General features: G+C 64.7%; 11 protein-coding genes. 4 read left to right on the top strand and 7 right to left on the bottom strand.

The window, feature by feature from the left end:
• Positions 1-193 precede the first annotated feature (193 nt).
• The 5 genes from NMB43_RS15050 to NMB43_RS15030 form a co-directional block, all read right to left on the bottom strand.
• The gene (locus tag NMB43_RS15050) at positions 194-811 is read right to left on the bottom strand and encodes a LuxR C-terminal-related transcriptional regulator (RefSeq protein ID WP_494348979.1); all 618 of its coding nucleotides are present in this window, start codon (positions 809-811) and stop codon (positions 194-196) included.
• Positions 812-815: 4 nt separating this feature from the next.
• Positions 816-2,189, bottom strand: coding sequence for an HlyD family type I secretion periplasmic adaptor subunit (locus NMB43_RS15045; RefSeq protein WP_494348978.1), 1,374 nt, complete (start codon positions 2,187-2,189; stop codon positions 816-818).
• Between the two features lie 10 nt (positions 2,190-2,199).
• On the bottom strand, positions 2,200-4,386 hold the full coding sequence (locus tag NMB43_RS15040; RefSeq protein ID WP_494348977.1) for a type I secretion system permease/ATPase: 2,187 nt from the start codon (positions 4,384-4,386) through the stop codon (positions 2,200-2,202).
• Positions 4,387-4,399: 13 nt separating this feature from the next.
• Complete coding sequence (locus NMB43_RS15035) at positions 4,400-4,720, bottom strand: hypothetical protein (RefSeq protein ID WP_494348976.1); 321 nt, start codon at positions 4,718-4,720, stop codon at positions 4,400-4,402.
• A gap of 215 nt (positions 4,721-4,935) precedes the next feature.
• Entirely contained in the window at positions 4,936-6,135 is a 1,200-nt protein-coding gene (locus tag NMB43_RS15030) for a methyltransferase family protein (RefSeq protein WP_494348975.1), read from the bottom strand.
• 218 nt (positions 6,136-6,353) lie between these two features.
• Here NMB43_RS15030 and NMB43_RS15025 point away from each other — a divergent pair, with 218 nt between their 5' ends.
• Complete coding sequence (locus NMB43_RS15025) at positions 6,354-8,120, top strand: ABC transporter ATP-binding protein (RefSeq protein ID WP_494348974.1); 1,767 nt, start codon at positions 6,354-6,356, stop codon at positions 8,118-8,120.
• 279 nt (positions 8,121-8,399) lie between these two features.
• Positions 8,400-9,899, top strand: a complete 1,500-nt coding sequence (locus NMB43_RS15020; protein WP_494348973.1) for a pectinesterase family protein — start codon at positions 8,400-8,402, stop codon at positions 9,897-9,899.
• Positions 9,900-10,361: 462 nt separating this feature from the next.
• On the opposite strand, the gene NMB43_RS15015 is transcribed toward NMB43_RS15020, so the two are convergent.
• Positions 10,362-11,369 (bottom strand): inorganic phosphate transporter, encoded by a 1,008-nt coding sequence (locus tag NMB43_RS15015; protein ID WP_494348972.1) that lies wholly within the window; start codon positions 11,367-11,369, stop codon positions 10,362-10,364.
• Positions 11,370-11,376: 7 nt separating this feature from the next.
• A complete protein-coding gene (locus NMB43_RS15010; RefSeq protein WP_494348971.1) occupies positions 11,377-12,003 on the bottom strand; it encodes a DUF47 domain-containing protein in 627 nt (208 codons plus the stop codon).
• A gap of 240 nt (positions 12,004-12,243) precedes the next feature.
• Between NMB43_RS15010 and NMB43_RS15005 the strand changes: the two genes are divergently transcribed.
• Positions 12,244-13,806 (top strand): pectate lyase, encoded by a 1,563-nt coding sequence (locus NMB43_RS15005; protein WP_494348970.1) that lies wholly within the window; start codon positions 12,244-12,246, stop codon positions 13,804-13,806.
• 232 nt (positions 13,807-14,038) lie between these two features.
• A complete protein-coding gene (locus NMB43_RS15000) occupies positions 14,039-15,151 on the top strand; it encodes a pectate lyase (protein ID WP_494348969.1) in 1,113 nt (370 codons plus the stop codon).
• Positions 15,152-15,172 lie beyond the last annotated feature (21 nt).

The following is a 15,172-nucleotide window of genomic DNA, read 5'->3' as shown; positions in this document are numbered from 1 at the left end:
GCGGTGTCCTTGCTGCGGAATACGGGTGACTACGTGCGAATCTACGGCCTGCAGGGCAGGCGGCGCATCGTACGCGGGTACAGTAAGAGGGATTCCTACACGGCAAAGCGGCAAACTTGTGTGTCGGCGCGGCGTGCTGCCTTGCAGGGAAGAACGGGCCGCAGCGGGGCGGACGGCTGGCGCCGTCGCAGGCTCAGGCCTTGATGCCATGCACCCGCAGGGCGAGCTGCAGGCGGTCGGTGACGTTGAGCTTTTCGAAGATGGCGCTGAGGTGGGCCTTGACGGTGCGCTCGGTGATGCCCAGCGCATCGGCGATGGCGAGGTTGCTGTCGCCCTGCGCGGCGCGGCGCGCGACTTCGCGCTCGCGCTCGGTGAGGTTGTGGCTCCAGGCGTCCGGTGCGGGGCGGCTGGTGCGGCCCACGCTGCGCAGAAGGCGGGTCATCAAGGCGCGGCCGACCCACAGCTCGCCGCTGGCCACCACGTCCAGCGCATTACGCAGCGTCAGCGGCGAGGCATAGAGGTGGCAGTAGCCCGAGGCCCCGGCGTCCAGCGCGGCCAGGCCCTCGTCGTCGGTGGGTTCGCTGCTGAGTACCAGCAGGCGCAGGCGGTGGCTCCATTCCTGCCACACTGCGGCGGAGAAGTCCGGTGCTTCGGGGTGGCCGGCGTCGATCAGCACCAGTTCGCCGGCGGGCAGGCTCTGCAGGTCGCTGAAGCGTGCCAGGCGCAGCACGGCCCATTGTTCGCCCAGTTCGCGGCAATGCGCGAACACGCTTTCATCGGCGGTCAGCAGCGAACAGGTGCGACGGTTCATGCGCTCAACGCTCCGTCATCGCCTGCGCGTGCGCACGCAGCACGGGCTTCATGATGTAGCTGAGGATGGACTTCTTGCCGGTCAGGATGTCGACCTCCGCCACCATGCCGGGAATGATGGGCAGCTTGGCGTCCTCACCCAGGCCGCTGCGCGTGGTACGCACCCGCACGATGTAGAAGGCGTTGCCCTTGTCGTCGGTGATGGTGTCGGCGCCGATGTGTTCCAGCGTGGCCTCCAGCCCGCCATAGACCGAGAAGTCGTAGGCGGTGAACTTGACCAAGGCCTTCTGGCCGGGGCGCAGGAAGGCGATGTCGCGCGGCAGGATGCGGGCTTCCAGCAGCAGGGCGTCGTCGCTCGGTACGATTTCCACGATGTCCTTGGCTGGCTGAACCACACCACCCACGGTGTTGACGAGCAACTGCTTGATGGTGCCCTTGACCGGCGAGCGGATGTCCGACTGTTTCACCCGGTCGGCCAGCGCGACGCTGCCCTCGGACAGCTTGGAGAGCTTGGCGTTGGTCTCGGAGAGTTCGGAGCGCGCGAGGTTGCGGAAGTTGAGTTCCACCTCCTGGATCTTGCGCTGCGCCTCATTGATCGAGGCCTCGATGCGGGGGATCTGCGCCGCCGCCTGGTCGCGGTCGCCGCGGAAGCGGGCGATGTCGCGTTCCAGGCGCAGCAGCTCGACCTCGGAGACGGCGCCGGTGCGCATCAGGGGGCGTGTCTTGTCCAGCTCGGTCTGGGTCAGGTCCAGGCTCTGCGAGGCCTGCAGGCGGCGCGCGCGCACTTCGTTGAGTTCCTGCTGGCGTTGCGATAGCTGCTGGCGCGCGCCGCCCACCACCGCGTCCAGTTCGGCGCGCTTGGACTCGTACAGCGCGCGTTCCTCCTGCACCAGCTCGGGTTCCTCGGTGACTACCTCGGCTGGCGGTTCGAAGGGCTTGCCTTCGGCGATGGCGCGCAGACGCGCAGCCTTGGCCAGCAGGGACAGGTACTCCGCGCGGTTTTCCTTCAACGAACTCTGGAAGCGAGTCGGGTCGATGCGCAGCAGCAGGTCGCCGGCGTTCACCTGCTGACCTTCGCGCACCAGGATCTCCTGCACGATGCCGCCATCCAGGCTCTGGATCACCTGCAACTGGCGCGAGGGGATCACCTTGCCTTCGCCGCGTGCCACTTCATCGAGTTGCGCCAGCGCAGCCCATACGATCAGGACCAGCAAGGTGAGGCCGGAGATCCACACGATCAGGCGGGCGCCGCGCGGCGTCTGTTCATCGATGGCCCAGTCCGCGTCGGCCGCGAAGTCGGCGTCGTCGGCGGGGTTGGGGCGATCAATCTGGCGGCGCAGCATGCGCAGCAGTTCGGAGAGGCGTTTGCCGGTTGCCATCGCTGCCTCCTCAGTTGGCGCGGCCGATGCGGCCGTGCTGCAAGGCTTCGACCACCTGCGCCTTGGGGCCGTCGGCGACGATGCTGCCGTTGTCGATCACGATCAGGCGGTCCACCAGGTCGAGCAGCGAGGTGCGGTGGGTTACCAGCAACACGGTCTTGCCCGCGGCATACGTGCGCAGCCGTTGCTTGAATTGCTCCTCGCTCTGGTGGTCCATGCTGGAACTCGGTTCGTCCAGCAGCAGGATGGGGGGATCGCCGATCAGCGCACGGGCGATGCCCACCGCCTGGCGTTGGCCGCCGGAGAGCGACTCGCCGCGCTCGCCGATGGCCATGTCGAAGCCCTGCGGATGCGTGTTGGCGAAGTCGCTGACGCCGGCCACTTCGGCTGCGTTCAGGATGGCGTTGTCATCGGCGAAGGGGGCGCCGAGGGTGAGGTTCTGCTTGAGGCTGCCGTAGAACAGACTCACGTCCTGTGGCACGAAACCGATCGCGCGGCGCAGTTCGGCCGGGTCGATCTGGCGCGCGTCCACGCTGTCGACCAGCACGGCGCCTTCGTCTGGCGTGTATAAGCCGAGGATCAGCTTTTCCAGCGTGCTCTTGCCGGAGCCGATGCGGCCGATCACGCCCACCTTCTCGCCCGCCTTGACACGGAAAGAGACGTGGCGCAGCGCTTTCTGGTCGCGCCCCGGGTAGGCGAAGCTGACGTCCTTGAACTCGATCTCGCCGCGGATGTGCGGGCGGTGTACGAAGGGCGCGTCGTCCGGGCGCTCCACCGGCAGCTTCATCTGGTTGTCGACCGCGTCCAGTCCGGTGCGTGCATTGTGGAACTGCATCATCAGACCGGCCACCTGGCCCAGTGGCGCCAGTGCGCGGCCCGACAGCATGCTGGCCGCGATGATGCCGCCCATGGTGATGCCGCCTTCGCCCAGGAGGTAGACACCGACCATGATGGTCACGATGTTGACGCCCTGCTGCACGCTCTGGGCGAAATTGACGGTGGAGGCGGACAGCAGGCGCGTCTCGGCGCCAACCTGGGCGATGAAGCGGGTGGCCTGTTCCCAGCGACGCTGGAAGTTGCCCTCGGCGGATAGTGTCTTGATCGTCTCCAGCCCCACCATGCTCTCGATCAGCACCGCGTTGCGCTGCGCTGAGGCGCGGTAGGTGGTTTCGGTCAGCGCGTGCATGCGCGCTTGGGTGAAGTAGGCGGCGGTGACGACCAGGATCATGCCGATCACCGCTGGCACGATCATCCAGGGGGAGATCCACAGCATCACCAGCAGGAAGATCAGCACGAAGGGCAGGTCGATCAAGGTGGTGACGGTGGCCGAGGCGATGAAGTCCCGTACCCCCTCGAAGGCGCGCAGGTTGGCGGCGAAGGAGCCGACCGAGGCGGGGCGCGCGGCCATCTGCACGCCCAGTACGCGCTCCATGATGCGCGAGGAAAGCTGGACGTCGACGCGCTTGCTGGCGGCATCAATGATCAGCGCGCGCACCGTGCGCAGCACAAAATCGAAGACGAGCATCAGCAGCGCGCCGATCGACAGCACCCACAGCGTCTCCAGCGCGCGATTGGGCACCACCCGGTCGTACACATTCATCGAATACATCGGGATGGCGAGCGAGATGATGTTGATCAGCAACGCGCCCAGCAGGGTGTCGCGGTATAGCCGCCAGTTGGCGAAGATGGCGCTCCAGAACCAGTGCTCGCTACGGATGCGGCCGGTGCCGGGCGCGCGCGCCTCGAAGCGGAAGCGCGGCCGCACGGTGGCGAGCGTGCCGGTGTATTCGGCCGCCAGCTCTTCGATGCCGATCTCGTGCGCGGCCTCGGGTGATTCCGGGTCCTGGATGCGGACCCGGCCGTCGTCGAGCTTCTCGACCAGCACGCAGGCGCGCTGGTCCTGCAGCAACAGGATCACCGGGAGCTGGCGCGGCGCGATCTGCGTCAGCGCGCGCCGCGCGAGGCGCAGCGACAGGCCGGCGCGGCCCGCCGCACGCGCGAGCTGGGAGGGCGGCAGGTGGTTGTCGACCTTGGGCAGGCCGGCGCCCAGCGCCTCGGCCGTGGTCGGGTTGCCGTGATGCTTACTGACCAGCACCAGGCATTCGAGCAAGGGGTCGATGTGGGCGGCATGCGGGTTGATGCGCCAGTTGCCGGTGGCCGGGCGGGGAGGGGCTGCCGTGTGGAGGGCTTCGCTCATGGTGCGCAGGTCGTCAGATCACGTCACGGTCGCCCAGCAGGTCGAGCGCCCCCTTGAGGCGGCGCCGCAAATCCTTGCGTGCGAGCAGCTTCTTCTGCGCCTCGGGCGGCAGGTCGGTCAGGCGCAAGACGCCTTTCTCGATCAGCACGTCGATCAAGTCTTCCATCACACGGATGAAGGACGAGTCCAGACCGTTGAACCCACTGGACAGGTCGGCGCCCACGAAGGTCGATACCTCGGGGTGCGCGCCGGGCAGGAACTCCTGCGCATCGGCAGTCGGCTCGTTCAGCAGGGCGACGATAAGGCCTTCGGCAGATCGGCGGACGTAGGGCATGGCGGCTCGCTTGGCACGGTTGGCAATGTACCCGGGACGCAGGCAGCCCGCGTCAGGGTGGCATCAACAAGTGTTAAAAGCGGCGCCAGACGCGGACTTTTGTCACGATCGACGGCCTGCGGCCAGGCGCCGTCTACATTTACGGCAGGCCCGGAGCGGGCTTGAATGGCGAGCCGCGCCAGCCTCCGCAAGGGGAGCCGGCGCGCAGGATGGCCTCAGATCAGGCCCGGAATGAAGCGGTGCTTCACGCGAGCCTTGTATTCCTGGTAGCCGTTGTTGGCGCGCATCAGGTGCTGCTCTTCAGTCAGCGCGCGCATGTAGTAGATGAATGACCAGGCCGAGGTGGCCGCCAGGGCATAGAGGCCGCCCTTGAGACCGCCGCCGAAGGCCATGTAGAAGGTCGGCAGGGCGCCGATCCACCAGGCGAGGTTCTTGGCCGCGTAGGCAGGGTGGCGGACGAAGCGGTACGGGCCGTGGGCCACGATGCCGCGATTGGTGAGGTTGCTGGCCTTGAAGCCAAGGGCGACCGAAGCCCACGAGTAGACGCCCATCAATGCCAGGATGCAGACATTGAAGAACAGGTGCACGTTGTCGTTCTGGAAGTGCGGGAAGTCGTTGCTCTGCCACTCGAAGAAACGCCCGGTGCAGTCGTTGAACGGGGGGTAGCAGGCCAGGCACACGAACCAGCCGATGAAGGTGGGCTCGACCGACACGATGCGATTCTTCAGGGCCGGTGTCTCGATGATGTAGCCCAGGGTGAACAGCAGGGTGTCGATGAACAGGATCAACTGGAAGCAGGCCCAGAACAGGCCGTTGTCGAACAGCACGCGGCCCACCATGCCGTCGCGGAAATTGTTCCAGGTCAGTTCGACGTTCTGCCCCATGTCGATCACATGACCCAGGCACCAGTTGATCATCAGTGGAGCGAAGAAGAACTTCAGCAGCATGGCCAGTCCGGCCTGACGCGTCTTGGGTGACAGCTTCTTCTTGACGATGTGACGCAGGCGCGCGGGGCGTGGCTTGCCGCCCTTGCGGCGTTGCTTCTCCGGATCGGCCGGGCGGGCCAGGCCCAGCCACACGCCACGCAGGAACACGTAGGCCTTGGCATGCAGCCACGGGTAGCGGCGGTAGAAGGGGATCAGCGCAAGGCCGTAGATGACGATCAGCAGGAGGAACAGACGCTGCGCGGTCAGCATGAAGCCCTCGTACGCCCACAACACCGGCTGATCCGAGAAGAGGTCGTGCAGCCAACTGGCCGTGCGCACCGGGATGCCGTCGGGGGGGAAGAACAGATGGGCGCCCAGCATGCCCTTGTGGAAGTTGCTCAGTTCGAAGCACACCCAGTAGGCGGCGATCGCGAACAGCATGGTGCTCAGGTAGTTGCTGGCGAAGCGCCAGCTCAACAGCGACTTCATGAAGAATGGCTCCGGATAGGACGCGGCGTGGAGAATGGGCGCGCCGGATGGTAGCAGGGCACCCGCGCGAATTCATTCTTGCGCCACAGCAATTCCGATCAACGTGGGCGAACGGGCGCCAGCGTAAAATGTCCTTCCCCGATGGGGCGGTCCGCAGCCATGGCCACCCACTCGTTTGGTGCTGTCATCCTGCAAGGCCGTGACCGGAGCGAAAGCCCATGAACCAGTCCCGTGACGGGGAGCGCTTTTCCTTTCTCGATGTGCCGCGTGCGATCTGGTTCTTCCTCGACCATGAACGCTGGCGCTACCTCTGTTTCACCGGGGTGCTGGTGGTCGCGCTGTCCTATGTGATGGTGCCACCCTACCTGATCGGCCGCGCCGCCAACTTCCTGATCGACTACACGCAGGCCACGGTCAAACCCTCGGCCATGCCGCTGGTATGGCTGGTGCTGATCCTGGCGGCCAGTCATGCGCTGGTGTCGCTGGTGCGCCTGTCGAGCAAGCGCATCCTGGGGCGGATCAGCCTCAACGCGCGCTACCGCGCCAAGGTGTGGGGCTTCGAGCGCCTGCTCGACTTCTCGCTTGCCTGGCACCAGCAGGAGAGCACCGGCAACAAGGCGCAGCGCATCCTGACCGGCGCCGAGGCAGTGCGCGAATGGAGCGGCGACATCGTCAACAACCTGTTCCCCGCCGCGGTGGCCTTCGTCGGTTCGCTGACAGCCTGCCTGCTGCTGCACCCCGCCTTCGCCCTGTTCTTCGTGTATTACCTTGGCGTGTTGCTGGGCACCGAGTTCTTCTTCGACTACCGCATCTCGAAGCTGTCGGACCGCATCAACAAATCGCTGGAGAACGCCAGCGGGACCTTCGTCGAGAGCGCTTCCAACATCCTCGCCGTGAAGGCCATGGGCGCGGCCGGCGGCATGACCAGCAACATCGAGCAGCGCGAGGCCCTGGCGCGCGAACTGGCCTACCAGCGCCTGCGCCTGTCGAACACCAAGTGGATGTGCTTCCAGTTCCACAACGCCCTGTCCTGGGGCTTCTACGTGTTCGTGATCGGCTACATGGTCATGCAGGGCGAGTTGGCGGCCGGCTTCTTCCTGACCTATGCGGTCTACTTCGACAAGCTGCGCGATGCCTCGGTGGAGTTCACCGATCGCATCCAGCTCATGATCGAGCGCAAGTCCAACCTGGGGCGGATGATGCCGCTGTTCTGGAGCGACAACAGCCTGTCCAAGGGGGAGCGCCCTTTCCCCGCCGACTGGCAGACGCTGGATATCCAGGATGCGGTGTTCCGCTACGGCGACAAGCCGGCCGTGGGTCCGCTGAACCTGAGCGTGTCGCGCGGGCAGATCATCGGCATCGCCGGTCCCTCGGGCTCGGGCAAGTCCACGTTGATCAAGCTGCTGCTGGGGCTCTATCACCTGGAGCGCGGCAGCCTGGCCATCGGCGGCACACCGGTGGCGGAAATCCGCCACGAGGCGCTGACCGCCAACGTGGCCGTGGTGTTGCAGGAGACCGAGCTGTTCAACTTCTCGCTGAAGGAGAACATCACGATGATGCGCGAGGTCGAGCCCGCCCTGCTGGCCCAGGCCTGCGAGATCGCCTGCCTCCAGGACCTCATTGCGCGTCTGCCGGAAGGCTTGGAGACCTCGGTGGGTGAGCGCGGCTATGCCTTGTCGGGTGGCGAGCGCCAGCGTGTGGGCATTGCGCGCGCGATCTGCCGCAATGCGCCCATCCTGCTGCTCGACGAGGCCACCTCGGCGCTCGACTCGGCCACCGAGCATGCGGTGATGACGGGGCTGATGGGCGCGTTCGCGGAGGGGCGCACGATGATCATCGTGGCTCACCGCATCAGCACCCTGAAGGAGGCGGATCGGGTATTGGTCTTTGAACGCGGACAATTGGTGGAGGAGGGCGACTTCCACGCCCTGAGCCGCGACCCCCTGTCCCGTTTCGGGGCGATGTACGCGCTGCAGTCGGCTTGATGGGCTAAACCGCCCGGCGGATGGGCCGCTTTCGGGTGGTCTGGTGGTTTCCCAAGCAAGCCCTTGTTTTGATAGGCACAGAGAAAACTGTGCAGTAATAGCGCACAGTCCGTGCGCTCAATGACACATTGTCTCCCGTCACACGCCACCTAGACTGCAGTCGCCGGCCATAGCCGCCGGCGCTGCGGGGAGGCAGGGCACGGCATCACGTAGCCCGACATGATCGGCAACAAGCCGGCACTTCCTCGACAGACCAGATCATTCGAGGAGACATCGTCCATGCGTTACACCCAGATCGCCGCCCTGGCTGCGCTCGCCCTTGCGGGCAGCGCCCAGGCGGCCACCGACTATCCGTCCGGCTACACGAAGTGCGCCCAGAACACTGGCGCGACCTGCTCAATGTCAGGCACGCACACCGTTGCCCTGGGCAAATCGGGTTCCTTCGTTTATGCCACCAAGACGGGCAATTTCGCCTGTATCGGTTCGGCCTTCCCGAGCAACAGCTACACGACATCGGCCTGGTGCTCGGTCGGCCCGACCGTCAGCTCGTCGTCGAGCAGCTCGTCTTCTTCCTCATCCAGCTCCAGCAGTTCGAGCAGTTCCTCTTCCAGCTCGTCGTCCAGCAGCAGTTCGTCTTCCAGCAGCTCCAGTTCTTCGTCGAGCAGTTCGTCCAGCAGCAGCTCATCGAGCAGCGGTGGCGCCACTTCCACGGCCACCCGCCCGCAGCTTTCCGACGCCGTCGCGGCCAAGCACACGATTGCGAACTACCTGGGTTCCTGGGCGCCGCAGAACAGCAGCATCACTTTGCCGGGAACGCCGGACTATGTGGTCAGCAGTAGCGGGACCTACAAGACCGTGCAGTCCGCCGTGAATGCGGCGATCAAGGCAGGCGGTTCGACGCGCCGCTACATCCAGGTTGCAGCGGGCACCTACACCGGGCTGGTGGTGATTCCCGCCGGCACCCCGATCACGCTGTATGGCGCCAGCAACACCAGCACCGTGCTGCAGCTCGGTGCCAACTACGCGATGACCGGCACCCAGTACAAGGCCATCGTGAACGCCGCCGATTTCGGCTCCGCCGCACCCTCCGCCGTGCAGAGTTACTACAACAACTGCGTGGGCAAGGGCAGCAGCGCGATCGGCACGAGCTGCACCGCGGCGGTGGTGTTGGTGGGAGCGACGGGCTTCGTGGCGAAGAACATTGGTGTCACCAACACCTACGGCGAGAACAACTCGGCCGCCAACGGCCAGCACCAGGCTGTCGCGCTGTACAACAACGGTGGTGACCAGGTGACCCTCGACAGCGTGCGCCTGGTGGGCAACCAGGACACCTTGTGGCTCGCTTCCGCCAGCAGCACCAGCTTCACGCGGACCTATGTGCGCAACAGCTACATCGAGGGCGATACCGACTTCATCTTCGGCAACGGCACCGCGGTGTTCGACGGCTGCGAGGTGCGCTATACGAACGCGCGCAAGAGCGACGGCGCCATCGGCGCGCCCAGCACCGAGAAGGCCAATCCCTACGGCTTCCTGTTCGTGGGCGGCGCCTTCACCACCACTGGCGGCAGCAACTCGGTCTACTTCGCGCGCCAGTGGCCGCAGAGCAGCGGCTCCAGTCCGATCGGCCGCATGATCATCCGCAACGCCAACATCGGCAGCCACATCCGTAGCGCCGCGCCGTGGAAGGACTGGAGCAGCTCCCAGCCGGTCAACTATGGCAGCAGCAGCGACCCCTACCTCGGCGAGTACCGCAATACCGGCACGGGTGCCGCCAAGTAAAAGCTTGTCCTAGGCAAGATCAGCAGCAGGTTGTTTTCCTGTTCGCTGAGAGTCCCCTTCGCCACGCCTGGCTCGCGCCCGGCGTGGTTTTTTTGCGCCTCGGATTTGATGTTCGTGATGCTTTTATCAGTGTGCATCCAAAGTGGACAGTAGTTGGGATAAACGCTATTTGCTTTCCCCCTGTTTTCGCCTAGAGTGTGGCTTCGGACTGTACAGTCTTTGGGGCGTGCCTCAACAGGGCCCGCCCGCTCGAATGACTGTGTGGTCCTCTGGCTTCGCCCATTCCATGGGCGGGCCCTTGCTTCACTGTTCGCTGATAGTCCCAGTTAAGCCACATCCGGCCTTGCCCGATGTGGTTTTTTTTGTCCTCTATTTGTCCTCTATGGGTGGTCGAGCGGGCGTGACAAGAAAAAAGGCCGGCGAATGCCGGCCTTTGGGGTGACCACCGTGACAGGACAGTGATCAGAAGATCACGCGTCCCAGCCACCAGGCGATAGCGGCGATCAAGGCGCTGCAGGGGATGGTCAGCACCCAGGCCCACACGATGTTGCCCGCCAGGCCCCAGCGCACTGCCGAGAAGCGTTGCGAGGAGCCGACACCGACGATGGCGCCGGTGATCGTGTGCGTCGTCGACACCGGCACGCCCAGCGCGGTGGCCGAGAACAGCGCGATGGCGCCACCCGTCTCGGCACAGAAGCCGCCCACGGGCTTGAGCTTGGTGATGCCCTGGCCCATGGTCTTGACGATGCGCCAGCCGCCGAACAGGGTGCCCAGGCCGATCGCCACGTAGCAGACCACCACCACCCAGTAGGGCACGTCCCCCCCGGCAGGCGTGATGCCCGCCGCGATCAACAGCAGCCAGATGATGCCGATGGTTTTCTGCGCGTCGTTGCCACCGTGGCCCAGGCTGTAGAGGCCGGCGGATACCAGTTGCAGGCGGCGGAACCAGGAGTCGACGCGTGCAGGCGAGGCGTGGAAGAACATCCATGACACCGCGAGCATCAGCAATGAGCCAAGCAGCAGGCCCAGCAGCGGCGAGATCAGGATGAAGGCGACCGTCTTCAGTATCCCGGCCCAGATCAGCGGACCCGTACCGGCCTTGGCGATGGTGGCGCCGACGATGCCGCCGATCAGGGCGTGCGAGGAACTGGACGGAATGCCGAAGTACCAGGTGATGATGTTCCAGGCGATCGCTCCGACCAGGGCGCCAAAGATCACGTAGTGGTCGATGGCCAGCGGATCGACGATGCCTTTGCCAACGGTCGCCGCCACCTTGAGGTGGAACACGAAGAGGGCGATGAAGTTGAAGGTGGCCGCCCATGCAACGGCCTGATGGGGCTTGAGCACGCCGGTCGAGACGACGGTGGCGATCGAGTTGGCTGCATCGTGAAAGCCATTCAGGAAGTCGAAGGCCAGCGCGAGCATGACCAGGCACACGATGGCCAGCATGCTGATTTGTACGGTTTCCATGGGGCGGTCAGGAGTGTTCGAGCACCAGGCCTTCGAGGATCTTGCCGACGTCTTCGCAGTGGTCGGTGATCTTCTCCAGGCCCTCGTAGATCGCCTTCATCTTGATGACCTGCAGCGGGTCGCGTTCATCGCGGAACACGCGCGACAAGGCGCTGCGCATCACGCGGTCGCAGTCGGATTCGAGGCGTTCGATTTCACGACAGGTCTGCAGGATGCCCTGGGCATGGTCCATGTCCTTGATCAGCGCCACGGCATGCTTGACGCGCTCGCAGGCGGACAGCGACAGGTCGGCCAGTTGCTTGGCGTCGGGCGTCAGACGGCGCAGATGGTAGAGCGAGATGGCTTCGGCGACGTCCTGGATGGAGTCGACGATGTCATCCATGTTCGACAGCAGGCCGTGGATGGCGTCACGGTCGAAGGGCGTAATGAAAGTCTGGTGCAACAAGGCCACGGCATCGTGATTGATCTTGTCTGCATTGGTCTCGAGCTGGTCGATGCGCTCAATGCGGGCGGCCGCGTTGTCGATGTTGGCCATCAGCTCCACCAGTTCGCGGGCGGCCAGGACGACTTGCTCGGCGTGGGCGTTGAAGTACTCGAAGAATCTGCCCTCGCGGGGCATGAAGCGTCCAAACATGGTGGCGGCTCGATCGTAAAAAAACCGCAATACTAGCAAGTTAGCGCCCTTCCCGACTGCAATGCTCTGTTTCCCCGAGCGGCTTTCGGCTACGCAACTTGCTTTATGTCACGACTCTGCTAGCTTGATCAGGCCGACTTGCAGGGACACTGCAGCAGCGTGCGGCGGTTCCAGCGACCGTCGGCAAAGCAATAAATGGCACGTGGCGCAACAGCCACGCATAAATCTCTGGAGACAGTCATGACCTTGAAGCACCTGTTGCTGGGCGCCTTTGCCCTAGCAATGGCCGGGCACGCCTCGGCCGCCAATCGCCCCGTCGGCTATACGACGATCTGTTCCGAAAACAAGACTTGTTCGGTGGCCACGACTACCAATGTGGCTTTTGGCCGCGCCGACAAGTTCACCTTCAAGTCCCTGAGCGGCAGCTTCGTCTGCTCCGAGGCTACCTTCGGCGCCGGCACGCGCGTGGCGGGCGGGGTCAATGAGTGCTCGGTGCCGTCCGGCACTTCCTCGTCGAGCAGCTCCTCATCGAGTTCATCGAGCAGCTCATCGTCCAGCAGCTCCTCCTCCAGTTCGTCGAGCAGCTCGTCGAGTTCGTCGTCCAGCAGCTCGTCGAGTAGCTCTTCTTCGTCGAGCAGCTCCAGCAGCTCCAGTAGCTCGTCGTCCAGCAGCAGCTCGTCCGGCACGGGTTCGAGCTCCAGCTCCGGTTCGTCGAGCGGTGGTGGCTTCGTGCTGACCAATGTGGCGGCAAGCGGCACGGCGACCGCCTCCAACCAGGCCAGCGCGACCCAGACCGCGGCCCAGGCCGTGGATGCCAACTTTGCGACCAAGTGGGTCGCCGGCTCCAACGTGGCCGGCAACTGGCTGCAGGTGAGCTTCCCCAGCGCGCGCCAGATCGGCCGCGTGGTGTTGAGCGAGGCGGGTGAGGGCGTGTCCAGCCACGAGATCCAGGTGCTGCAGGGCGGCAACTGGACCACGGTGTCCACGGGCACCACCATCCGCGCCAACAAGGGCCACGACTTCGCGCTGGTCAGCACGACCGCCGTGCGCGTGTTCTTCGCGGCGGTGCAGGCGGGTAAGCCGAACATCCTGGAGTTCCAGGTCTACGCGGTGGCCGATAGCGGCCAGGCCTGCGCACCGGGCAACGTGTTCGTGAATACCACGATCGACTGCGGCGGCATCACGGTCGGCACGGCCTGCGCCGGCGGCAGCGAGACCCAGCAGCCGGTCTACACGCTGCGCAACGCCACGATCCGCAATGTGCGCATCAACAAGAATGCGGCCGATGGCATCCATTGCACGGAAGGTCACTGCCGCATCGAGAACACGGTGTGGGAAGACGTGTGCGAGGACGCCGCGACGCTCAAGGACAAGGGCATCTCGCTGACCATCTCCGGCGGCTCGGCAACCAACGCCGACGACAAGGTGTTCCAGCACAACTCGGTCATTCCCGGCGGCAGCACGATCTTCATCGAAAACTTCCAGACCTTCGGCCGCGTCGGCAAGCTGTACCGCTCCTGCGGCGACTGCACCGGCAACGGCGGTCCGCGCTATCTGAAGGTTAACAACGTGCAGATGAATGGCTCCAGCGGCATGGTGGCGGGCGTGAACCGCAACTACGGCGACAAGGCCACGATCCGCAACATGCGCATCTACAAGTGGAGCCCGCCGGACAACGGCACCGAGATCTGCATGGAGTACAACGGTGTTGAGAAGGGCAGCGGCAGCGCCAGCGAGATCGGCCTGTTCTTCAACACCCCCACCTGCGACGTGAGCGAGTCCGACATCACCGGTTTCCAGTGATGCGCTAGAACAATCGTCATTGCGTTGCACACCGAGGGAGGCTGCGGCCTCCCTCTTCTTTTGCCCGCTCCGCTGCTGCGGAGCAGCGCAAGTTCGTTCTTTGCAAGTTTTAACGGCTCTGCTAGTTTTTCTGGGCCGGCAAGGCGATGCCACTCAGTGGATGTTGTTTTGCCGGTGCAGCGAACAACGCGCATGGCGCAAAGCCATGCCGAAAAATATCAAGGAGACAGTGATGACAATGAAGCACCTGGTGCTGGGCGCGGCTGCGCTCGCCCTGGCCGGCAATGTGCTGGCCGCCAATCGCCCTGCCGGTTACGTGACGATCTGTACCGAGGGCAAGACCTGTTCCGTCGCGACGTCCACCAATGTGGCCTATGGCCGCGCCGACAAGTTCACCTACAAAGTGCTGTCGGGCAGCTTCGTCTGCTCCGAAGCCACGTTCGGTGCCGGCACCAAGGTGGCGGGTGGTACCAACGAATGCTCGGTGCCGTCGGGTAGCTCGTCGTCCAGCAGTTCGTCTTCGTCGAGTTCGTCGAGCTCTTCCAGCTCCTCGTCGTCCTCCAGTAGCTCGAGCTCTTCCTCCAGCAGCTCCTCGTCGAGTTCCTCGTCCTCGAGCAGCAGTTCCAGCTCGTCGAGCAGCTCTTCGTCCAGTTCCTCGGGCGGCGGCTCCTGCACCCCGGGCAGCGTGATCTCGAACACCACGGTCGATTGCGGGGGCATCACGGTCGGCACTTCCTGTGCCGGCGGCAGCGAGTCGCAGCAACCGGTCTTCACGCTCAACAACGCCACCATCAAGAACGTGCGTCTGGCGGCAGGCAAGGCGGCCGATGGCATCCACTGCGCCAGCGGCAACTGCCGGATCGAGAACGTGGTGTGGGAAGCGGTATGCGAGGACGCGGCGACCAACAAGTCGGAGGGCGGCACGCTGACCATCTCGGGCGGTTCGGCCACCGAGGCACCGGACAAGACCTTCCAGCACAACTCGAAGAACAGCACCATCGTCATCGAGAACTTCCAGACCTACGGCAAGGTCGGCAAGCTGTGGCGCTCCTGCGGTGATTGCACCAACAATGGTGGCCCGCGCTATGTGTCGATCAACAACGTGACCATCAACGGCACCATCAGCAGCACCGTGGTGGGCGTGAACCGCAACTACGGCGACAAGGCCACGATCCGTAACCTCAAGGTCAAGGGCCTGGTGTGGACCTCGGCCACCACCTCCAAGCCGCGTATCTGCGAGGAGTGGAAGGGCATCAGCAAGGGCGAGGGCTCGACCGAGAAGTACGGCGAGTTCTTCAACACCCAGTACTGCGATGTGAGTCCGTCCGACGTGACGAGCTTCTGATCCGGTTCTACCGGGCATGAA

The organism is Uliginosibacterium sangjuense, assembly GCF_059132465.1.
The sequence above is the reverse complement of the archived record's forward strand: the minus strand, read 5'-3'. Positions and strand labels throughout refer to the sequence as shown.

Excerpts from the sequence above, each read along its gene's own strand:
- NMB43_RS15010 (WP_494348971.1), bottom strand. The coding sequence starts at position 12,003 with ATGTTTGGACGCTTCATGCCCCGCGAGGGCAGATTCTTCGAGTACTTC.
- NMB43_RS15050 (WP_494348979.1), bottom strand. The coding sequence starts at position 811 with ATGAACCGTCGCACCTGTTCGCTGCTGACCGCCGATGAAAGCGTGTTC.
- NMB43_RS15000 (WP_494348969.1), top strand. The coding sequence starts at position 14,039 with ATGACAATGAAGCACCTGGTGCTGGGCGCGGCTGCGCTCGCCCTGGCC.
- NMB43_RS15035 (WP_494348976.1), bottom strand. The coding sequence starts at position 4,720 with ATGCCCTACGTCCGCCGATCTGCCGAAGGCCTTATCGTCGCCCTGCTG.
- NMB43_RS15030 (WP_494348975.1), bottom strand. The coding sequence starts at position 6,135 with ATGAAGTCGCTGTTGAGCTGGCGCTTCGCCAGCAACTACCTGAGCACC.
- NMB43_RS15015 (WP_494348972.1), bottom strand. The coding sequence starts at position 11,369 with ATGGAAACCGTACAAATCAGCATGCTGGCCATCGTGTGCCTGGTCATG.
- NMB43_RS15020 (WP_494348973.1), top strand. The coding sequence starts at position 8,400 with ATGCGTTACACCCAGATCGCCGCCCTGGCTGCGCTCGCCCTTGCGGGC.
- NMB43_RS15045 (WP_494348978.1), bottom strand. The coding sequence starts at position 2,189 with ATGGCAACCGGCAAACGCCTCTCCGAACTGCTGCGCATGCTGCGCCGC.
- NMB43_RS15005 (WP_494348970.1), top strand. The coding sequence starts at position 12,244 with ATGACCTTGAAGCACCTGTTGCTGGGCGCCTTTGCCCTAGCAATGGCC.
- NMB43_RS15025 (WP_494348974.1), top strand. The coding sequence starts at position 6,354 with ATGAACCAGTCCCGTGACGGGGAGCGCTTTTCCTTTCTCGATGTGCCG.
- NMB43_RS15040 (WP_494348977.1), bottom strand. The coding sequence starts at position 4,386 with ATGAGCGAAGCCCTCCACACGGCAGCCCCTCCCCGCCCGGCCACCGGC.